Genomic DNA, 21,318 nt, shown 5'->3' on the forward strand with positions numbered 1-21,318 from the left:
CTTTGAGTATTCAATTTTTACAGCAATTATCTCAAAGTAGTGATAAGGAAATTGTGGCGATTGCACGTGCTGAAGGCTTTGAAATTAGTAGTTCCGAAGTGAAAAAACTTCGTCCTTATTTAGAGCAATTCTCATTTTCTTGGCTTTTTTTAGGTATTCCTAAAGACATACTTGTAGAAGTCGAAGCAGTGTTGGGAAGAAAACGTTCTCGCCAACTTATAGCCCTATTTACAAAGTAATGTGATGTTTACACGCTGACCATTATAGACAAAGCAAAGCCCAAAATCAGTACATCTACTGATTTCGGGCTTTTTCTTTACCTATCCACGTAATACATCGATCAGTTCAGGTTTGAATTCTTCACTTCGCAACATATCAATTTCGTATTTATAAGGTGCTGACTTTGATTTCGCATCACTATTTAATGGGACAAATGGTGTTTCTAAAATTTTTGGTATCGTCATTAATTGAGGGTGATGCACTACATATTTTAATGCATCGAAACCGATATGACCAAAACCAATATTTTCGTGGCGATCTTTACCGGCACCACGAACATTTTTGGAATCGTTAATGTGCAGTACTTTAATGCGATCCACACCGATGATTTTATCGAACTCATTTAACACACCATCAAAATCTTCTACGATATTATAGCCAGCATCATGCGTATGACATGTATCAAAACATACCGAAAGTCGTTCGTTATGTGTGACACCATCAATGATTTTTGCTAGTTCTTCAAAGGAACGACCACATTCTGTACCTTTCCCTGCCATTGTTTCTAAGGCAATTTGCACGGGGAAATCCTGTGCTAATACTTCATTCAAGCCTTCAATAATCTTAGCAATCCCTGCATCTGCCCCTGCGCCAACATGTGCACCAGGATGCAAGACAATTTGTCTAGCTTCCAAAGCTGCAGTACGTTCGATTTCAGATTGCAAGAAATCGACACCAAGGCGAAACGTTTCAGGCTTTTCTGTGTTCGCAATATTAATAATATAGGGAGCATGCACAACGATATTAGACATGCCATTTTCTTTCATATGCAGTAAACCATTCATAATATTAAGATCAGAGATCGGTTTACGACGTGTGTTTTGTGGAGCACCAGTATAAATCATAAAGGTATTGGCTCCATAAGAGAGCGCTTCTTTACTAGAACCGAGTAGCATATCTTTCCCACTCATTGAAACATGTGAGCCAAGTAGCATCAGTATACCTCCTTATTTTTTGCCGCGTGCCTTTATACGACGTTCACGTTTTTTAATTTTATCCATTTCCCATTTCATGTTACGTTTATAGCCAGGCTTCACTTTCTTCGGCTTACGTACCATCGATTTGGCTTTCGCATCAATTTCATTTTCATGCTTGACGCGATTTTTACGGGCATGACGTTCTTTTAGTTCTGTCCATTCCCCATCTTTTACGTCCTTTTGTACGAAAGGAATACCCATTTTTTCGACACGTGCTAATGCATCCTCATCAGACGGCTCAAATAATGTAATGGCTGTTCCTTTATTACCTGCACGCGCTGTACGGCCAACACGGTGGATAAAGAACTCTAAATCTTCCGGAATTTCATAGTTAATAACATGGGAAATCCCTTGAATATCGATTCCTCGAGCAGCAAGGTCAGTGGCTACAATATATTGATAATCTAAATCGCGAATTTGCTTCATCATACGGCTACGTTCACGTGGCGCTAAATCACCATGAATTTGTCCACACCGAATACCATTTTCCGTTAAATAGCCCGCTACGTGCTCAGCTGTTTTACGTGTATTCGTAAAGATAACCGCTAAGAATGGGTTGATGCCTTCAAGAACATCTAGTAAACGTTTGTTACGTGATTTTGAACGAATTGGTACTAATACAAAGTCAATGCCTTCTGCTACAGGGCGTTTATCGTTCATATGCACGTGAACTGGTGCTTCCATATATTTTTTCAAGAATGGTTGCAAACGTTCTGGAATAGTTGCTGAGAATACATACATTTCAAGCTTGTCCGGCATTTGAGAAGCAAACCCATCGATATCTTCTATAAAGCCCATATCGAAAGCTAAGTCTGCTTCATCCACTACTAAAATTGGTGCGGTATGCACAAATAACGCTTGCTCTTTCACAAGATCACGAATACGTCCTGGTGTACCAACAACGATTTGTGGTTGCGTTTTTAACTTATCAATGGAGCGTTGTTTGTCCGTACCCCCAATAAATAATTTCGCTTGAATATCTGTTCCTTCAATTAGTTGAGTTAATGCATCAAAGATTTGTTGCGCTAATTCACGTGTTGGTGAAGTAATAACAGCTTGTACCTCTTGTTTTGCCACATCGACACGTTGCACTATCGGAATTAAGAAACTATGTGTTTTCCCTGTACCTGTGTGGGCTTGGCCAATTGCACTTTTCCCTTTAAGAATAAGTGGAATGATTTCTTTTTGTATCGGCGTTGGTTCTGTGAAGCCAAGTTTTGCTACTGCGTCCTGCAAAAATGGCTGAAAATTATAATCTGTATATTTTGACATATTTCGTACCTCCTAATATCTAACCTATTGTACCATGATTCGTACATTTAGGTATCTTTACGTTCTATAAACACAAGGATTATCATTAATCTCTTGTTTTTATCACCGTTTCAACGCTAACCCTTATCAAACTTACTTTAAATACAGCTATTATGCAATTAAAAATGTGCTGTGTGTAAAATGTAAAAGAGTGTAGGTAAACTTTTAGTAGTTTTTATGTCAATTTTCACATACTAATGATTTGTAGAATTACCACATGTTATGATAGAAAATGTAAGATAATAGAGGAGGTTGATTTTTGATGAAAGCAGCAAGATGGTATAAAGCAAAAGACATCCGAGTAGAAAACATTGAAGAACCAGCTATTGCACCTGGAAAAGTGAAAATCAAAGTACATTGGACTGGTATTTGTGGAAGTGATTTACATGAGTATGCAGCTGGGCCAATATTTATTCCAGTGGAACAACCTCACTATGTAAGTCAAGACATTGCGCCAATTGTTATGGGCCATGAATTTTCTGGCGAAGTTGTAGAAATTGGTGAAGGTGTTACAAAAGTAAAAACAGGTGATCCTGTAGTTGTAGAGCCAATTCTTGCATGTGGCGAATGTGCAGCTTGTAAGAAAGGAAAATATAATATTTGTAAACACTTAGGATTCCACGGTCTTTCTGGCAGTGGTGGTGGTTTTTCTGAATACACGATGGTAGCCGAACACATGGTACACAAAATGCCACAAGGTCTTTCCTATGAACAAGGCGCTTTAGTTGAACCAGCAGCAGTAGCCTTACATGCAGTGCGTCAAAGTAAACTAAAAGCTGGGGACAAAGCGGCGGTTTTTGGCACAGGTCCAATCGGTCTACTTGTTATTGAAGCCCTTCACGCAGCGGGCGCATCTGAAATATATGCAGTAGAGCTTTCAGCAGAGCGTGCAGCAAAAGCCATGGAATTAGGCGCTACGGCAGTCATCAATCCAAAAGATGAAGATGCAGTGGCTCGACTGCATGAGTTAACAAATGGAGGCGTAGATGTTGCATTTGAAGTGACAGGCGTGCCTGTCGTATTACAACAAGCCATTGACGCTACTACATTTGAAGGCGAGACGATTATCGTTTCGATTTGGGAATCGGCGGCTTCCATACTACCTAACAACATCGTTCTGTCTGAGCGAAATGTAAAAGGAATTATTGCGTATCGTGATATTTTCCCAGCAGTAATGGAGTTAATGACACAAGGTTACTTCCCTGCTGACAAGCTTGTGACAAAACGCATCAGCCTTGATGAAGTTGTCACAGAAGGATTTGAAGCATTAATGAAAGAAAAAAACCATATTAAAATACTTGTAAATTCACAAGAGTAGCCGGGCTGAAAACTCGCTTATCCATATAAAAGCCGGTAGAGAAGTGACATATTTTCTCTACTGGCTTTATTTTTGTGGCTTTTTCTACATTAGCTTACTAGTCATTTTGTGTCATTTTTTTATATAGATCCACGTTTGCCTTAAGGAAGTTTACTTTGTCCTCACCAAATACACCTAAATCACGACTTTCGGTATTAGCCTTGACAATTTCTCCTATCTCCTCTAGCGAAAGTCCGCTTGCTCGAGCAATGCGCTCTATTTGAATTTCAGCTGCCTTCACGCTGATATGCGGATCCAGACCTGACCCAGAGGCTGTTAACAGATCAGCAGGAATATCTTCACGTTTGACAGTCGAATTAGCTTGTAAAAATGCTGTAATATCCAACTCCATTCGTTTTTTTAGCTCAGGGTTGGACGGGGCATAGTTAAAAGTCCCAGAGCTGATACCACTATAGGCTGTTTCGCCATTTTCATTTGGAATGGTATCTTCTTCTGTATAAACATTATAGTTAATAGAAGATACTCGACCCCAAAAGTACTCTGGTGATGTAAAGGCCTGACCTAACTTCTCAGAACCAACTACTTTGCTATCGATTTCTACTAAACTACCATTTGCCTGATGATAAAATAGCCCTTGGGCAATTCCAGTTACGGCAAATGGATAAAACAACCCACATAATACGAACATTGTAAAAGTAATCATCAGCGCTTGTTTCGAGTTTTCAATAAATTTATGCATATAACTGCCCTCCTATAAGCCCAATATGTGTAATAGTGGCCCGATTAATAAATCAATCACCTTTATACCAATAAAGGGAGCAATTATGCCACCTAGTCCATAAATAAGTAAGTTCTTGTTTAATAATTTGGATGCACTCGTAGGCTTATACTTTACCCCTTTCATAGCAATAGGGATTAAAAATGGGATAATCACCGCATTAAAAATTAAAGCTGCAATGATTGCACTTGTTGGCGAATTGAGATTCATGATATTTAGTGCATTCATCTCCGGTACCGCTACCATCAACATTGCTGGGATTATGGCAAAGTATTTAGCTACATCATTAGCAATACTAAAAGTAGTCAATGCCCCTCTAGTCATCAGTAATTGCTTGCCTATCTCCACAACTTCGATGATTTTAGTTGGATTGGAGTCTAAATCTACCATATTTGCTGCTTCTTTTGCTGCATTAGTCCCTGAATTCATCGCAAGACCAACATTCGCCTGAGCTAATGCCGGTGCATCATTTGTACCGTCCCCAGTCATGGCTACTACTTTGCCAAGTGCCTGTTCATCCCTTATAACCTTGATCTTGTCTTCCGGCTTACTTTCCGCGATAAAACTATCCACTCCCGCCTCTTTAGCAATAGCAGCCGCCGTGAGTGAGTTATCTCCAGTGCACATGATAGTTTTTATGCCCATTGCTCGAAGCTGATCAAAACGCTCCTTTAAGCCACTCTTTACAACGTCTTTAAGATAGATAACACCTAAGATTTTGTTATTCACTGCCACAACAAGTGGTGTTCCGCCAACAGAAGATACTTGATGAACAAGCTGTTCCAAGTTTGCAGGCATTCTATGACCTGCTTTAATACTTTCTTGTTTGATCGTATCGTAAGCACCTTTACGAAGTATTGTGCCATCCTTCATATTCAGGCCACTCATCCGAGTCTGCGCTGTAAACGGAATATGCTCACTTGATTGAATAACATGCTCTTCCACTTTTGTCTCCACACCTAAATCATAAGCCAATGATACTATCGACTTACCTTCTGGTGTATCATCTGTTAGTGAGCTAAGCCATGCAGCTCGCATCAATTCCCTTTGGTCGACACCTTTCACAGGTAAAAATTCAGATGCCATGCGATTGCCATACGTTATAGTTCCTGTTTTGTCTAATATCAGCGTATCTACATCACCACAAGCTTCCACAGCTCTTCCTGACATAGCAATGACATTAAATTGTGTCACCCGGTCCATTCCTGCAATCCCAATCGCAGACAGCAATCCACCAATCGTTGTCGGTATTAAACACACTGTAAGTGCAATCAACGTAGCAATTGAAATATGCACATTTAAATACGCAGTCATTGGATAAAGTGTAACGACCACTAATAAGAAGATCATCGTTAAACTTACTAAAAGTGTATTCAGGGCAATTTCATTGGGCGTTTTTTTACGACTAGCACCTTCTATGAGCAGAATCATTTTATCTAAAAAGGACTCCCCAGGCAGTGAGCTGATTACAATCATTAGCCAATCACTTGTTACAGTAGTTCCCCCAGTTACAGAACAAAAATCACCACCACGCTCTTTTACAACGGGTGCAGATTCACCTGTGATGGCTGATTCATCAACTGTGGCAATGCCATCAATTACTTCGCCATCATTGGGAATAACTTCACCTGCCTGAACTAACACAATATCTCCTTTTTTAAGTTCGTGAGCCTGTTTCATGATTTCTGAGCCGTCTTCTAAAAGGACACGTGCTTGTGTAACTGTATTTGTCTTTTTTAACGTTTGTACCTGTGCCTTCCCCCTGCCCTCAGCAATAGACTCTGCGAAATTAGCAAAAAGAATCGTAATGAAGAGAATAATCGCGACAATGGCATTATAAAGCCGATCATGTTCTCCTTCCCCGCTTCCTAGAAGGCTAGGGAAAATCGTTAACAATAGAACAAATAAAAAACCAATCTCGACTACGAACATAACAGGATTTTTAATCATATATACTGGATTAAATTTTTTAAATGACTCTATCATAGAGCTTTTCAGCATATCACTCGTAATAAAACTTTTTCTTGCCGTTTCCATAAGTGACTCTCCTCATCAAGAATATATTTGTAAATGTTCTGTAATTGGGCCAAGTGCCAATGCAGGTAAAAATGTTAAAGCGCCGATCATCAGTACAATGGCAACAAGTAAGATTGTAAAGGTCGTATTGTCGGTTTTCAATGTGCCCACCGAATCACCATGCCACATTTTTTTAGCCAAAAGTGATGCAATAGCTAGTTGAATAATAATCGTTAGATAGCGCCCAAAGAACATCGCTAGACCTGTCGTAACATTCCAAAAGGTCGTATTATCAGCTAACCCTTCAAAGCCCGAGCCATTATTGGCAGAAGCTGAAGCAAATTCATATAGTACTTGAGATAATCCATGTGCCCCCGGATTCGTTATGCCTGCCACGCCAGTTGTAGTGGCAACTGCCAGTGCTGAAAATAACAAAATAATGGCAGGATGTATTAAAATACAAAGTGCTATTAACTTCATTTCCTTTTCCTCAATTTTCTTCCCTAAAAACTGAGGTGTTCGACCAATCATTAGGCAGGCAATGAAAATCGTCAATATCACATACATCATCATGTTCATCAGCCCGACTCCTTTGCCTCCAAATACTACGTTTAACATCATGTTAAACATCGGCACAAGTCCACCAATTGGCGTTAACGTGTCATGCATATTATTAACAGATCCTGTTGTAAAAGCAGTTGTTACCGTTGTGAATAACGCAGATTGCGCGATACCAAAGCGCATCTCTTTCCCTTCCATACTGCCAAGTTCCTGTGAAATGCCAAGCTCACTAATGATTGGATTACCCGTGCGCTCGGCTACATAGACAGTAACTAGCCCCATAAGGAACAGCATACTCATGGCAACAAAAATAGATAGCCCTTGCTTGCCAAATATTGTTTTCCTTTTTCTATAAGCAACCATCAAGCTAAAAGCTACAACACAAGCCCCAGGCAACAACATCATAGAAAGCATTTCAATTATGTTAGAAATAACCGTAGGGTTTTCAAAAGGCGTTGTCGAATTAGCACCATTAAAACCACCACCATTTGTACCTACGTGTTTAATAGATTCAAGCGATGCCACAGGCCCTAGCGCAATATCCTGAAACTTTCCTTCAATCGTTTCCACAGTCTTGTTCGAACTTAAAGTTTGAGGCGAGCCTTGCGATACTAAAATGATTGCAACTAGCATTGAAATTGGCATTAGTACACGTGTAATGACACGTACAAAATCTATAAAAAAATTACCTAATGTATCAGTTTTAGCTACTAAACGACGACAGAATGCCATGCAGGCTGCATAGCCAGTAGCAGCAGACGTAAACATCATAAATATAATCACCAGCATCTGAGACAAATAACTAAGTCCTGATTCACCACTATAGTGCTGAAGGTTGGTATTAGTCATAAATGAAATGATTGTATTAAAGGAAAGTGTAGCTTCCATATTGTCAATATCATTTGGGTTTAATAACAAAACCGATTGAATCCGTAATAGAATATAGCCAATAAACACCATAAAAGCATTTGACAGTATTAATGTCAGCACATATTGTTTTCCTGTCATATCGACTTGCTTAATACCACATATTTTATAAATAGCACCATCGACTTTATCCAATACTGGATCAAGCCATGTTTTTTTTTGCATCGTTACTCGAAAAAGATAATGGCCCGCTAATATGACAAGCGGTAAATAAATGATTAAAACAATGGCAATTTGCCACATACCCTACCCCTCCTAAAAGCCTATTAATAGTTATCTGGATACAATAATGCATGCCCCAGATAACCAAAAAGCAATACAATCGTAATTCCCATGACTATCCACATACTGATTCCTCCTTTATTTTTCATTGACTAGCTTATAGCACCAAGCCGTTAACGCATAAAGACTGGCAAAACAAATAATCAGCAAGCCAATCATTAAAAGATCCATCAATCGAAACTCACCCTTCCTGCTATTTGATGTTTTCATCATACTGACTTTCAAATTAATGTAGTGTTAGGAAATAGCCTCTTGGTATTAAGAAATCATAAAGGTGAAATCTTTATACTTTCTTAATGGAAGTTAGCGCTATAATACAAATGAGGTGAAGGATGATGGAAGATGTACGCCCCTCTCCAGAGACGTTTTTAGCGAAGATACGTGAGGAAGACGCCACTGCTGGTAAACTAAAGATATTTCTTGGTTATGCCGCTGGCGTAGGAAAAACTTATGCTATGCTTGACGCTGCACATCAAGCAAAGCAATTAGGAAAAGACGTGGTGATTGGCTATGTGGAGCCACATCCTCGTCCTGAAACATTAGCTTTAATGGAAGGGCTTGAACAAATACCAACCAGAAAAATCAATTACAAAGGGAAAATCTTTCAAGAATTAGATATCGATGCGGTACTTAAACGTAAACCAGAGATTGTCTTAATCGATGAGCTAGCCCATACAAATGTTCCGACTATGCGCCATTTAAAGCGTTTTGGGGATGTAGAAGAATTACTTGCAAAAGGTATTCATGTTTATACAACTGTCAACATTCAACATATTGAAAGTCTCCAGGATATAGTTGAAGAAATTACAGGCGTAAGAGTGCGAGAACGTATACCTGATTACTTAATTGATCACGCAGCACTAATAAAAATTGTAGATATAGAACCAGATGAGTTAATCCAACGTCTAATAGATGGAAAAATTTATCATATCCAACAAGCAAAAAAAGCTATGGAGTCTTTTTTCCGTAAAGAAAATTTAATAGCACTTCGAGAAATTGCTCTTCGAAGAACAGCTGATACCATCAATTACAAACAAGTAATGGATAACCCTTCTTTTAAACAATGTACACACATAGAAGAGCATATTTTAGTTGGTATTAGTAGCTCTCCTACCAATGCCAAAGTGATTAGAACTGCTGCCAGACTCGCACAAGCCTTACATGGTAAATTTACTGCACTTTACGTCCAAAAGGGAAAAGATGACAAGCGGAACGAAGCGAATACCGAACGATTACAACAGCATATCAAGCTAACTGAACAACTTGGTGGGCATGTCGTGATTGTTCAGGAAGACGACGTAGCAGTAGCCCTTGCCAACTATGCACAAATTAGCGGCGTAACAAAATTAGTAATAGGCAGAACTGCTGTGAAAAGGAAATGGTGGCAACCTAATGCTAAAATCAGCGATCGGCTCAATGAGTATGTACCAAACTTAGCCATCCATATTGTACCTGACCATGACAACGAACCAATTTACCTTCCAGAAGTAAGAAATCAACTGACATTTGAATGGTTGGACTTGCTGAAAATGTTTGTAGTATTCAGTTTGGTTTCGCTATTAAGTCTCTATTTCTTCACGATAGGGGTCAGTGATTCAAATATTATCACCATCTACATTTTAGGTGTGTTAATTCTTGCCATCTGGTCGTCTGGATGGATGATAAGCATTATTAGTTCAGTAATAGCAGTGCTCCTTTTTAATTTCTTTTTTACGGAGCCTCGCTTTTCATTTGAAGCTTATCATCGCGATTACCCTATGACTTTTTTAATTATGTTCATTTCAGGAGTCATCACAAGTAGTTTAACGAAAAAGATAAAGAAACAAGCTTCAATTGCAGTTCGAAAATCTTATCGTATGGAAGTACTCCTTGAAACAAATCGAAAGTTACAGCATGCCAAATCAATGGACGATATTATTTACGAGGGTATGTCACAAATTGTTAAATTAGTGGAAAAACCCGTTCAATTTTATGAAATAGAACATAATTTGATAGTCAAATCGATTTTTTATAGAACGGAAAGTATGACAAACAATGAGAATAATGAAATCGCGGCTCTCTTTGAAAATACCAATGAACGAGGTGTCGTAAATTGGGTAGTTAATAATCAGCATGTAGCTGGCGTGACGACAGACATTTTCCCAGAGGTCAATGCTTACTATTTGCCGATTGTTTCTAGTGGTAGTGTAAGAGGGGTAGTTGGTGTAGCTCTTTCAAAAAATTCACCATTACCTGCATTTGAACGCAATATTCTACATGCCATTATGAATGATTTTTCATTTGCTCTAGATAAATGGTATCTACAAAAATTAAATGCAGAAGTTGCAAAAGAAGCGGAACTAGAACAAATGAGAGCCAACCTTTTACGAGCTGTATCCCATGATTTACGAACGCCATTGACGACGATTTCTGGCAACGCAGATATCTTGATGACCAATACAGCTGACATTTCAGAAACTGAAAAGCTTCGATTATATGAAGATATTTATAAAAATTCGAAATGGCTTGTACAAATGGTCGAGAATTTACTGGCCGTTTCTAAGTTAGATGATGGGCAGTTTGCTATAGAGATGCAACTAGAGCTTGTAGAGGATATTATTCAAGAAGCATTTTCACATGTTATTCCCATTAACAACACACATAAAATAGCCTACCATGTCGAACCAGAATTATTATTGGCAGTGATGGATGCACGCCTTATTATTCAAGTAATCATTAATATCATGGATAATGCGTTGACCTATACACCATCGGATAGTCACATAACCTTCATTGCAAAGGAAGTTGGAGAATCCGTACACTTTAGTATCATGGATAATGGACCAGGTATTGATGACGCTTTAAAAGAGACATTATTCGAACCATTTGTAACAGGTAAGGTACAACGAAGTGATAGTCGAAGAGGTCTAGGGTTAGGTTTAGCTTTGTGCCAGACTATATTACGATTACATGGAAGTGAATTAACGGTTTCAGACAATAAACCACAGGGGACGATTTTTAATTTTTCACTTAAAAAAGGAGTAATGAATATCCATGAATAAACGAATTTTAGTAGTGGAAGATGATGTGGCGATTGGTAATTTAATAAAAATGACATTAACAACACAGCATTATGCATTCGACATTGAACGTGATGGTACAAGTGCCGTGCAAAAAGTGCTGTCAATGAAGCCGGATGTCATTATTCTTGATTTGGGTTTACCAGATATGGATGGTGTAGATTTTATTCATAAAGTGAGAAGTTGGACACAAACGCCTATCATCGTGGTTAGTGCTCGAAGTGAAGAACAGGATAAAATTAATGCGCTCGATGCTGGAGCCGATGACTATGTAACGAAGCCATTTAGTGTGGAGGAGTTACTAGCACGTATTCGAGTAGCCTTACGGAGAACTGCAAGCGAGCATCATTTAGGTAGTGAGCAGTCCGTATTTGTGAACGGACATTTAGAAATTCATTATTTAGCAAATACCGTGTTAGTGCATGGTGAAGAAGTGCATTTGACACCCATCGAATATAAGCTATTGGTCGTATTGTCAAAGCATGTTGGCAAAGTGCTAACACATAATTTTCTATTGAAGGAAATTTGGCAAAATGTTCTTCAGTCAGACGTTCCAAGCCTACGCGTGTTTATGGCGACACTACGCAAGAAAATAGAAGATAATCCATCTCACCCACAGTATATCCAAACACACGTACGTGTTGGATACAGGATGCTACGTATTAGTGACGACGGCTAATGTTTCAAAAATTTAATGAAGAGTGGATTTCAAAAAAAGACAATACACTTTCACGAAAAATAGTAGCAGGAGTAAAAACTTCTCCTACTACTTTTTATTTTTGTTTATTTTAATAAAAAGGTCCACATCTTTGCTAGATTTCAAATTTTTTTATGTCTTCTTTCATTGACAATACCTACCACGTTAAGTTCATGTATGATTGCTACGTGTTTAAGACATTTCATGTACAGATGCAGCCACTTCTTCAATACTCCCTCCAAGTCAACACATCACATACATCGCGTTCCTGACGCATGAACTGTGGAAATGAAAACATGACGTTCTATCGTGACTTTAAGTGCATTTGTCGAACGCTAATCTAAGTATCTGCATATCATATCTATAATCAGGTATGTCATCAACGATAAACTTGTATGAAAGGAGATCAACATGGTATTTCGACCACCTTATCCGTTTCAAATGTATCCCGGCGGCATGGGGATGCCCATGCAAATGCCAATGCAAATGCCTACACCTACACCAATGTCACCACAATCCTTTTACCCACCCGGAGGCTTCCCTATTCAACCAAGAATGCCAGGTGGCTTTCAACCAAGAATGCCAGGTGGCTTTCCAATGTCTAATGGGATAGGGTCATTTGGAGGACAAATGCCCATGCCACCTGCGCAGGAGCCTTCAAAAATAGGTTCTTTTTTACAATCAGCGAATAGTTTATTTAACTCTGCCAAAACGTATACCCCTTATATTCAACAAGCAATGCCGATGGTAAAAAATATCCCTTCCCTTTTAAAATTGTATAAAGGGTTTCAGGGTCTCCCGGCTGCCGGTGCTGTTGCAGGGGCCAGTGCCGTTGCAGCCGAGGCAGCTACTGCAGGCGAGAAAGTAAGTTCACCTAGAAGTAGGCGTTCTTCACAGCAGAATGCACCATCATCTACACCACGTGAACCGCTTCCTTCAAAACCTCGTATTTTCCAGCCACCTTTGTAGTTTAGAAGTTTTTAATATTGCAAGATAGTAATAAAACAACCTCATATTCTTTCATATCGGTTGTTTAGTCGATACAAAAACAGTCTTGGTGCAATTGCATCAAGACTTCATTGATAGATAGAACGTTTCTTTGTATTCGCCGTGCCTGTCCGTTATAATGTAGATACGTAAGCTTGAAAGGAGTCACAACCATGCAAGTATTAAAAATTAATCCACGTGGCTATTGCTACGGCGTTGTTGATGCGATGGTAATCGCACGTAATGCCGCACTAGATAAATCATTACCAAGACCTATCTACATTTTAGGGATGATCGTACACAATAAACATGTCACTGATGCCTTTGAAGAGGATGGCATCATCACATTAGACGGCGACAATCGCTTAGAAATTATTGAACAAGTTGAAACAGGCACTGTGATTTTCACTGCGCATGGTGTTTCACCTGAAATTCGTGAGATTGCGAAGCGTAAAGGCTTAGTATCGATTGATGCCACATGTCCTGACGTAACAGTTACCCACGATTTAATTCGTGAAAAATCAGCTGAGGGCTACGATATTATTTATATTGGTAAGAAGGGGCATCCCGAACCTGAAGGAGCAATTGGCGTTGCGCCAGACCATGTCCATTTAGTCCAGTCGTCCACTGATATTGATTCTTTAAACTTAACGAATGATAAATTACTTGTCACGAACCAAACAACAATGAGTCAATGGGATGTTGTACATTTAATGGATGGTTTAAAAGAGAAGTTTCCTCATATAGAAGTGCACAAAGAGATTTGTTTAGCTACACAGGTACGTCAAGAGGCTGTTGCTAAACAAGCAGGAGAAGCCGATTTACTAATTGTTGTTGGCGACCCAAAATCAAATAATTCGAACCGTTTAACGCAAGTGTCAGTTGAGATTGCTGGAACACCATCTTATCGTATCGCAGACGTTTCTGAGCTGAAAATCGAGTGGTTAAAAGGGATAAATAACGTAGCGGTTACCGCTGGAGCATCTACACCAACACCTATTGTGAAAGAGGTTATTAATTTCCTTGAGCAGTATGATGATAATGACGAAACAACACATACCATTAATCGGACAGTCACACTTGATAAAATCTTACCAAAAATCAAAACACCAAAGCCTGTTGAGAAAATAATGCCCTACTAAATTTCTCCAACTAAACTTTAAAAAGAAGCTGTCTAAAAAGTGACAAGACATACTTTTTAGACAGCTTTTTTTTCTGGAAAAAAGTTATTTATAGTTAGTTGATCTGACCCAAAAAAGTTAGACAAATATTTTAAGCAGCTTCTAAGATTTGAGTCCGGTATTGTACCGGACTCAGATCTTTTAATTTTGCCTTCATACGATTGTGATTATAGTAATGAATATAGGCATCCAATTCTTTTTCAAAGTGCTCCATACTTTCAAATTCTTGCAAGTAAAGCAACTCAGACTTTAATAAGCCAAAGAAATTTTCCATGACAGCGTTGTCTAAACAATTTCCCTTACGGGACATACTTTGTATGATGGCATGCTCCTTTAATGTCCTTTGATATTTTTTCATTTGATAATGCCAGCCTTGATCGGAGTGAAGGATGACTTGATCTTCAGGTTTTAAACGCTTAACTGCTTGTTCTAACATATCACCTACAAGTTGATAAACCGGTCGTTTCATTACTTTATAGGCAATGATTTCCCCATTGCATAAATCAATGATTGGTGATAAATAGCGCTTCTCTCCGAATAAATGAAATTCGGTTACATCGGTTACCCATTTTTGATGCATCTTCTTTGCTTTAAAATCTCGCTGGATTACATTTGGGGCAATGCGTCCAACATTCCCTTTGTAAGAGCGATACTTTTTCAATCGAACGAGGCACTTTAAGCCCATTTCATTCATTAAACGGTTGATGGTCTTGGGATCATGAGAAAATCCAAGTTTCTTTAATTCTTTTGTGATACGACGATAACCATAACGTCCTTTATGTTCATGATAAATGGATTGGATAGTTGTCTTCACTGCAGAATATTTATCTTTTCGGTTCAAACGCTTTTCCCAATAATAATAGGTGCTACGTGGAATACCAGCGACTTTGATAAGGGCCACGACATCATAGGTTACCTTTAGTTCATAAATTACTTGCGCTTTGATTTTGGATGTAATTTTTCCTGCATTTGAATTAAGTACATCCATTTTAAACTCCGCAGAATAACTTGTATAGGATTTCTTAAATCCCTCTTCTCCTTGTACTTGATATAAACAGACCCATCCTTGAATCATTTGATAAGAAACCTTATATAAATCTTGAAGTTCCAAATAACTATGTTTCCCCTCAAGGTAAAGACGAGCCATGAATACTTTCTCTTCGGCAGTAAAGTTTGCCATAAAAAAACACCCCTAAATCGTTAGATTTGGTGTCTAACAATTTAGGGGCAGTTCATATAGAAGTATCTATATGAACCCATTGCTTTCCGCTACGGCGGACGCTTTTCGTGGGCATGGCTTCAGTCCATAGCTGTCAACTTAACAAAAATGTGTACTCTTTCGAAAAAGATGGTATGGATAAATACAAATCTTTTTTGGAAGGAGTCATTTTTATGAAGACACCGAAAAATACTAGTACCCTTTTTCAAAAGAAATAAAACACACCATTCTTCTTGAAAAATTAAACAAATGAATGGTTGGAAATCTAAAGTTGACAGATATGATGGCTTCAGTCTCCTCGTCGCTAAGCTCCTGCGGGGCCTTTTCACTCATACTATTCTTTGCAGAAGTTGCCGCCTGCGCTCAAATCAACTAGTGTACTTCTATCGGTGACAATTATGAACGTCGCTTTCAAGACTCAGTTATATTTGAATAGATTTTCTATCGCATCTTAAAAGAAATTGCGGATCAAGGATTATTGAGCGCTGACCATGTCTTCATTGATACGATACATAATGACAGGTGTGCAACTCCTTTTACTATTTACTAAAGTAATAATTTATAGGTCGTCCGATGCCTCCATAGTGCACATCCATTGTTATTTCTTCTTGCTTATCTAGATAATCTAAATAACGCCTTGCCGTTACACGTGCGATACCGACGCCACTGGCGACTTCTTCTGCCGAAGCACCGTCCACTGATTGTAAATAATGTAAAACCTTTTCAAGGGTTGAGCGATTAAAACCCTTCGGCAAATTCTTTTCATATTTCAAGACATTTGTATGCTCTCCCTCTTCATAGCCACCATGATAATGGAATAATTGATCGAGCTCCCCTTGTGTTAACGCCCTTTCCGTCTGTATCCTCTGCTTAAAACGCTTATAATTTTCGAGTGTTCCATGCACGCGCTCAAACGAAAATGGTTTCATAATATAATCAAAGACACCGAGATGCAATACCTGTTTCACCGTTTCCATATCATTAGCCGCAGTTACAGTAATGACATCGACATGCATCTTTTGTTCACGAATTTTATGCAAGCTTGTAATCCCATCCTGCTCCGGCATGAATATATCCATAAATACTAAATCTGGCTTGAGGGTACAAATTTGCTGTAAACCTGTAACTCCATTTGCCGCTTGTCCAATGACCTCAAACCCCTCAACCTTTTCAATAAACTGGCGATTGACCTCACGTACCATGGGATCATCTTCTATTAATAATACTTTTATAAGTGTCACTGTCAGCCCTCCTTACACTACGCTTTCACGAAAAAACCTTTTGTTAATGCAGATAGAATGTTATTAAAAAACTTGTGCCTTTATTTGACTCACTAATCACTTCAATATCGCCATGTCCTTTTTGAACAATTTCTTTTATCAAATAGAGTCCAATGCCTCTACCCTTCTTTTCCTTCGTTGAAAAACCATTATCAAAAATTCGAGCTTTTACTTTTTCTACCATGCCAACGCCATTATCTGTGACTAATATCGCAAGTACATCGTCTTCCTCAGCAACTGAAACATGCACAGTTTTTTCTCCAACAGGCATGTCTCTTAATGCATCAAAGGCATTTTCTATTAAGTTGCCAAATAAAATGACAAAATCATGATGATCTAAATTTTTCGGAAATGTTGAGAGATGACTCGCTCGATCAATTTCCAACGTAATCCCCTGTTCTTTTGCATAAGAAATTTTACTAAGCAGCAGTCCAGAAATATTTTCGTTTTTAATACGTTCATTTAGAAAATTGGTGATTTCATCATGTTCTTCCTTCACTTGCGTTAAATAGGAAAGCGCTTGTGCATGATGACCAAGCTGTAAAAGCCCCGCAATGGTATGCAGTTTATTTTTATGCTCATGTGTTTGCACACGAAGAGCTTGTACAAACGCCTTTACGCCCGTTAATTCCTCTGCAAGTTGTTTCACTTCAGTACGGTCCTTAAACATAGCGACAGCTCCAACCGTGTCGCCGTTTACCTGTATCGGAATTCGATTACTCATAATACTATGATCATTAATATATAGCTCACGATTGTAAATTGGACGATCTAATTCTAAAATTTCGGGTAACCGTGTGTCGGGTAACACCTCAAAAATTTTCTTGCCAATTAGCGTAGTATGTCGCCCAGATACCCCTAAAATATCACAGGCCTTTTCATTGAAAATTGTAATAGTCAAATCATTATCAATAGCAATAATTCCTTCATGCATGGCGTTAAATGTTTCCGTTCGTTCCACATACATTTTGGCAATTTCATGCGGCTCTAAGCCAAACATTTGCTTTTTCATGTGAAGTCCTAAAGTATGTGCACCCCAGGCACTAAATAACAATGACAATAGTATTGTAATGAACAGCTCTTTTTGGATAGATTGAAGTAACTCAGCGACCGTTAAAACACTATAACCAACAACGACTACGCCAATTTGGTGGCCATCATTGCTCATAATCGGTACGAAAGCACGTACCATCTCTCCGTATTGTCCATGTGCGATTGATGTATAATAATGTTCAGAAAACGCGGCGTTTAAATCGCCCGACTGAGAGATACCACCAATCTCTTCGGCACTTGGATGCGTGTATTTGCGTCTTTGCATATCGAGCACAACAATATACTGTGCCCCATTTATATCTCGAATTTCTTCCACAACAGGATTAATATACTGTGTTGCCTTTACAAAATCATCATTGGAAATATTGCTTTTCAGTTCTGGCAACTGCGATACTGTTTTTGCCACAAGTAAAGCTTGATTTTCAAGCTTATCTTTCTGCTCATTCATTACAAATCCTAACAAAAAAGTACCACCTATACTAAAGGAAACAATGAGGATAAAAAAAGTAAGAGACATGATTTTTCTCTGCATTGATAACTTATGAAATTTCAAGATCATCGCCTCCCCCTACTATATTTTAGCTTACTCCATATGTTAGAATAACAAAAACATAAGAAAATACGAATCAATCGGGTGTAATATATGAAAAAATTTATTATTGGAACAATAACCACTGCATTACTGTTAACAATTGCAATAAGCATACAGCAAGGTTTACTATTTGCAAAACCTCTCCCCTATGACGATGAACAAAAGGGCTTAGATACACAAATCACGATTCACTTAAGTCATGTTGTTGCTGAAAACACACCGAAAGGGTTAGCAGCAAGTAAATTTGCTGAGCTCGTCGAAGAAAAAACAAATGGTGAAGTCAAGGTACATGTCTATCCAAACGCCTCGCTCTTTAATGATGAAAATGAGTTTAATGCACTACAAAACGGTGAAGTTGAGATGATTATCCCCACGTTTTCTAAAATGACCTCATATGTACCAGATTGGCAAGTGCTCGATTTACCCTATCTTTTCAATACGGATGATGAGGTGCAAAAGGTACTAACAGGCGCAATTGGTGAGCAATTATTAGAAGAGCTTGAGCCCTTACATGTCAGGGGTCTTAGTTTTTGGCATAATGGCTTCAAGCATTTAACAGCAGTCGATTATCCTATTCAAACTTTTGAAGACTTAAAAGGTTTACGCGTACGTACAATGCCTAGCAAAGCCCTTGAAAAACAATTCGAGGCAGTCGGTGCGACCCCCATTCCGATTTCCTTTAGTGAGGTCTTTACTGATTTAGAAGCACACGCTATTGATGCACAAGAAAATACGGCGTCCAATATTTTCTCAAAAGGTTTTTACAAAGTACAGCAACATATGACTTTAACAAAGCATGGTATTTTAGGATACGCTGTGTTAATAAACGAAAAATTTTGGAAGTCACTACCAATAAAAATCCAAAAGGAAATTGAGGAAGCTATGGAAGAAACGACGGATTGGCAATTTGAGCAAGCTGTTCTGATGAATGACACCGATTTACATAAACTAGAGCAGCAGCAAGGCTTTGATATTTATGATATGTCTGAACAGGAGCGTAAACGTTTTAAAGAAAAACTATCTCCTGTCTATGACTATTACCGCGCAAATGTCGAAAATAATCATATACTCGCTGAAATCCAAAAGATTGTTTCTCCTTAATACTTTTGGTCATTTATGATAAAACCTCACTTTGAAGTGGGGTTTTTTCTTTTGTATTATAATAGCTCCCCTAAAAAACCTCTACTATAAAACAGCCTCAAACCCTTGCTATTCTTTGTTTTTAATAGCTATTCTCAAAAAATGAACAAAATGAACAATAGAAACTTTTCGGTCATAAAAACTATTGTCGGAAAATTTCAGCTATGATAACGACATGAAAACGTTCACAAAATATTCATCGACTTTTTAAGGGGGAGAGTTTAATGCGTATAAATTTTAAAAATTTAACTGTACAAGTACTGATTGCAATCGTGCTCGGTATTGTTGTCGGTGCTATGTTCCCAGAATTCGGAGCTAGTTTAAAAATATTAGCAGATATTTTCATCAAATTAATTAAAATGTTAATTGCACCTATCATTTTCTTAACAGTTGTTATTGGGATTGGTAGTATGGGTGACTTAAAAAAGGTTGGTAAAATCGGCGGAAAGGCACTTATTTATTTTGAAATTGTGTCTACGTTTGCACTCGCAATCGGCTTACTCGTTGTTAATATTGTCCAACCAGGTAAAGGCTTTGATACAGATGCTGCAAATGGTGCAGATGTATCACAATACACGGAGCAGGCCGCTGCTGCAGAGCATGGTTTTGGTGCATTCATTATGCAGATTATTCCTGATAATGTTGTTGGAGCACTTGCTAATGGTGAGTTATTACCGGTGTTATTCTCGGCTGTATTATTCGGTTTAGCGGCAGCTGCTATTGGCGAACCTGCCAAACCAGTCATTAAATTTTTTGAACAAGTAGCCGATATCTTCTTTAAAATTGTCAACATGGTGATGAGAATTTCACCAATTGGTGCATTCGGTGCCATGAGTTATACGATAGGAAATTTTGGGATAAAATCACTTGGTAATTTAGGTTTCTTAATGTTATCTGTATACATTACCATGTTCCTATTTATTACGTTAATCATCGGTGTGATCACACGTTACTTTGGCTTTAGCATTTTTAAATTTATTAAATATATTAAAGATGAAATTTTCATCGTCATTGGGACATCCTCTTCTGAATCGGCGCTGCCTTCTATGATGCGTAAGTTAGAAAATTACGGCTGTTCTAAACAAGTAGTTGGACTGGTTGTACCAACAGGGTACTCATTTAACCTAGACGGTACATCCATATACTTATCAATGGCGGCTATTTTTATCGCACAGGCGTATGGTGTCGATTTGGATATTTGGCATCAGATTACGTTGCTTGCTATTCTCATGTTGACTTCTAAAGGAGCTGCAGGTGTAACAGGTTCTGGATTCATCACACTTGCTGCTACACTTGCTGCATTCCCTATGATTCCAGTTGAAGGTATTGCACTATTAATTGGTGTAGACCGCTTTATGTCAGAAGCCCGCGCCGTAACAAACTTAATCGGGAATGGCGTCGCTGCAGTAGTCGTTTCTAAGATGGAAAAAGAGTTTGACCCCGAACAGGAAAAACGCGCGTTATCTGGCGAGGTAATGATAAAGTGAAACTTCAATCAGTGGGGGGTCTTCCCTACTGATTGTTAGTTGAACCAATCGGGCTTTTACGGTCAGTTGGTCGTCCACCTCTTATCTTTCAACTTGAGGTGGCGGCTTACTGACCATTCAAAAAATGTTACATTAAGGCTGTCCAAAAGAGCCATTTTAGCTTGATTGGACAGC

At 38.5% G+C, this 21,318-nt stretch carries 16 protein-coding genes and 1 pseudogene; 9 read left to right on the forward strand and 8 right to left on the reverse strand.

The window, feature by feature from the left end; all coding sequences use genetic code 11:
• Window positions 1-2: 2 nt before the first annotated feature.
• Window positions 3-239 carry a hypothetical protein gene (locus H131_RS14225; protein ID WP_010859874.1) on the forward strand — a complete coding sequence of 79 codons (237 nt, stop codon included), beginning with the start codon at window positions 3-5 and terminating at the stop codon, window positions 237-239.
• Window positions 240-320: 81 nt separating this feature from the next.
• Here H131_RS14225 and H131_RS14230 read toward each other — a convergent pair whose 3' ends face one another.
• Both H131_RS14230 and H131_RS14235 read right to left on the reverse strand, forming a co-directional pair.
• Window positions 321-1,214, reverse strand: coding sequence for a deoxyribonuclease IV (locus H131_RS14230; RefSeq protein ID WP_010859875.1), 894 nt, complete (start codon window positions 1,212-1,214; stop codon window positions 321-323).
• A gap of 12 nt (window positions 1,215-1,226) precedes the next feature.
• Complete coding sequence (locus tag H131_RS14235; protein WP_010859876.1) at window positions 1,227-2,528, reverse strand: DEAD/DEAH box helicase; 1,302 nt, start codon at window positions 2,526-2,528, stop codon at window positions 1,227-1,229.
• Window positions 2,529-2,829: 301 nt separating this feature from the next.
• Here H131_RS14235 and H131_RS14240 point away from each other — a divergent pair, with 301 nt between their 5' ends.
• Window positions 2,830-3,885, forward strand: coding sequence for a 2,3-butanediol dehydrogenase (locus H131_RS14240; protein WP_010859877.1), 1,056 nt, complete (start codon window positions 2,830-2,832; stop codon window positions 3,883-3,885).
• 97 nt (window positions 3,886-3,982) lie between these two features.
• Here H131_RS14240 and kdpC read toward each other — a convergent pair whose 3' ends face one another.
• Genes kdpC through kdpA form a run of 3 tightly spaced genes read right to left on the reverse strand, consistent with a single transcriptional unit; the run spans window position 3,983 to window position 8,410 of the window.
• The gene (gene kdpC / locus H131_RS14245; RefSeq protein ID WP_010859878.1) at window positions 3,983-4,624 is read right to left on the reverse strand and encodes a potassium-transporting ATPase subunit KdpC; all 642 of its coding nucleotides are present in this window, start codon (window positions 4,622-4,624) and stop codon (window positions 3,983-3,985) included.
• Between the two features lie 12 nt (window positions 4,625-4,636).
• The gene (gene kdpB / locus H131_RS14250) at window positions 4,637-6,700 is read right to left on the reverse strand and encodes a potassium-transporting ATPase subunit KdpB (protein ID WP_010859879.1); all 2,064 of its coding nucleotides are present in this window, start codon (window positions 6,698-6,700) and stop codon (window positions 4,637-4,639) included.
• Window positions 6,701-6,715: 15 nt separating this feature from the next.
• The gene (kdpA, locus tag H131_RS14255; RefSeq protein WP_010859880.1) at window positions 6,716-8,410 is read right to left on the reverse strand and encodes a potassium-transporting ATPase subunit KdpA; all 1,695 of its coding nucleotides are present in this window, start codon (window positions 8,408-8,410) and stop codon (window positions 6,716-6,718) included.
• A 371-nt stretch (window positions 8,411-8,781) separates the two neighbouring features.
• On the opposite strand from kdpA, the gene H131_RS14260 reads away from it, so the two are divergent.
• The 4 genes from H131_RS14260 to H131_RS14275 all read left to right on the forward strand — a co-directional run bounded on the left by H131_RS14260 (window position 8,782) and on the right by H131_RS14275 (window position 14,334).
• Window positions 8,782-11,490, forward strand: a complete 2,709-nt coding sequence (locus H131_RS14260) for a sensor histidine kinase (RefSeq protein ID WP_230491854.1) — start codon at window positions 8,782-8,784, stop codon at window positions 11,488-11,490.
• Window positions 11,483-12,187, forward strand: coding sequence for a response regulator (locus tag H131_RS14265; RefSeq protein ID WP_010859882.1), 705 nt, complete (start codon window positions 11,483-11,485; stop codon window positions 12,185-12,187). The genes H131_RS14260 and H131_RS14265 overlap by 8 nt, the downstream gene beginning before the upstream one ends.
• Window positions 12,188-12,616: 429 nt before the next feature.
• Window positions 12,617-13,174: a VrrA/YqfQ family protein gene (gene vrrA, locus H131_RS14270; protein ID WP_010859883.1), complete on the forward strand. Its 558-nt coding sequence runs from the start codon at window positions 12,617-12,619 to the stop codon at window positions 13,172-13,174.
• Between the two features lie 191 nt (window positions 13,175-13,365).
• Window positions 13,366-14,334 carry a 4-hydroxy-3-methylbut-2-enyl diphosphate reductase gene (locus H131_RS14275; RefSeq protein WP_010859884.1) on the forward strand — a complete coding sequence of 323 codons (969 nt, stop codon included), beginning with the start codon at window positions 13,366-13,368 and terminating at the stop codon, window positions 14,332-14,334.
• A gap of 130 nt (window positions 14,335-14,464) precedes the next feature.
• On the opposite strand, the gene H131_RS14280 is transcribed toward H131_RS14275, so the two are convergent.
• Complete coding sequence (locus H131_RS14280; RefSeq protein WP_010859885.1) at window positions 14,465-15,553, reverse strand: IS3 family transposase; 1,089 nt, start codon at window positions 15,551-15,553, stop codon at window positions 14,465-14,467.
• A gap of 418 nt (window positions 15,554-15,971) precedes the next feature.
• Here H131_RS14280 and H131_RS25460 point away from each other — a divergent pair.
• Window positions 15,972-16,106: pseudogene (locus tag H131_RS25460) on the forward strand (IS5/IS1182 family transposase); the annotation flags it as partial.
• A 25-nt stretch (window positions 16,107-16,131) separates the two neighbouring features.
• Here H131_RS25460 and H131_RS14285 read toward each other — a convergent pair.
• Together H131_RS14285 and H131_RS14290 are read right to left on the reverse strand one after the other, a co-directional pair.
• Window positions 16,132-16,833: a response regulator gene (locus tag H131_RS14285; protein ID WP_010859886.1), complete on the reverse strand. Its 702-nt coding sequence runs from the start codon at window positions 16,831-16,833 to the stop codon at window positions 16,132-16,134.
• Window positions 16,834-16,876: 43 nt separating this feature from the next.
• A complete protein-coding gene (locus tag H131_RS14290; RefSeq protein ID WP_230491903.1) occupies window positions 16,877-18,457 on the reverse strand; it encodes an ATP-binding protein in 1,581 nt (526 codons plus the stop codon).
• A gap of 111 nt (window positions 18,458-18,568) precedes the next feature.
• Here H131_RS14290 and H131_RS14295 point away from each other — a divergent pair, with 111 nt between their 5' ends.
• Both H131_RS14295 and H131_RS14300 read left to right on the forward strand, forming a co-directional pair.
• Window positions 18,569-19,618 (forward strand): TRAP transporter substrate-binding protein, encoded by a 1,050-nt coding sequence (locus H131_RS14295; protein WP_010859888.1) that lies wholly within the window; start codon window positions 18,569-18,571, stop codon window positions 19,616-19,618.
• Window positions 19,619-19,881: 263 nt separating this feature from the next.
• The gene (locus H131_RS14300) at window positions 19,882-21,144 is read left to right on the forward strand and encodes a dicarboxylate/amino acid:cation symporter (protein ID WP_010859889.1); all 1,263 of its coding nucleotides are present in this window, start codon (window positions 19,882-19,884) and stop codon (window positions 21,142-21,144) included.
• Window positions 21,145-21,318: the final 174 nt, after the last annotated feature.

Origin of the sequence: Lysinibacillus sphaericus OT4b.31 (assembly GCF_000392615.1) — a bacterium.
In the GTDB taxonomy this organism is placed as follows: domain Bacteria; phylum Bacillota; class Bacilli; order Bacillales_A; family Planococcaceae; genus Lysinibacillus; species Lysinibacillus sphaericus_B.

Excerpts from the sequence above, each read along its gene's own strand:
- H131_RS14230 (WP_010859875.1), bottom strand. The coding sequence starts at position 1,214 with ATGCTACTTGGCTCACATGTTTCAATGAGTGGGAAAGATATGCTACTC.
- H131_RS14235 (WP_010859876.1), bottom strand. The coding sequence starts at position 2,528 with ATGTCAAAATATACAGATTATAATTTTCAGCCATTTTTGCAGGACGCA.
- H131_RS14240 (WP_010859877.1), top strand. The coding sequence starts at position 2,830 with ATGAAAGCAGCAAGATGGTATAAAGCAAAAGACATCCGAGTAGAAAAC.
- kdpC (WP_010859878.1), bottom strand. The coding sequence starts at position 4,624 with ATGCATAAATTTATTGAAAACTCGAAACAAGCGCTGATGATTACTTTT.
- kdpB (WP_010859879.1), bottom strand. The coding sequence starts at position 6,700 with ATGGAAACGGCAAGAAAAAGTTTTATTACGAGTGATATGCTGAAAAGC.
- kdpA (WP_010859880.1), bottom strand. The coding sequence starts at position 8,410 with ATGTGGCAAATTGCCATTGTTTTAATCATTTATTTACCGCTTGTCATA.
- H131_RS14260 (WP_230491854.1), top strand. The coding sequence starts at position 8,782 with ATGATGGAAGATGTACGCCCCTCTCCAGAGACGTTTTTAGCGAAGATA.
- H131_RS14265 (WP_010859882.1), top strand. The coding sequence starts at position 11,483 with ATGAATAAACGAATTTTAGTAGTGGAAGATGATGTGGCGATTGGTAAT.
- vrrA (WP_010859883.1), top strand. The coding sequence starts at position 12,617 with ATGGTATTTCGACCACCTTATCCGTTTCAAATGTATCCCGGCGGCATG.
- H131_RS14275 (WP_010859884.1), top strand. The coding sequence starts at position 13,366 with ATGCAAGTATTAAAAATTAATCCACGTGGCTATTGCTACGGCGTTGTT.
- H131_RS14280 (WP_010859885.1), bottom strand. The coding sequence starts at position 15,553 with ATGGCAAACTTTACTGCCGAAGAGAAAGTATTCATGGCTCGTCTTTAC.
- H131_RS14290 (WP_230491903.1), bottom strand. The coding sequence starts at position 18,457 with ATGCAGAGAAAAATCATGTCTCTTACTTTTTTTATCCTCATTGTTTCC.
- H131_RS14295 (WP_010859888.1), top strand. The coding sequence starts at position 18,569 with ATGAAAAAATTTATTATTGGAACAATAACCACTGCATTACTGTTAACA.
- H131_RS14300 (WP_010859889.1), top strand. The coding sequence starts at position 19,882 with ATGCGTATAAATTTTAAAAATTTAACTGTACAAGTACTGATTGCAATC.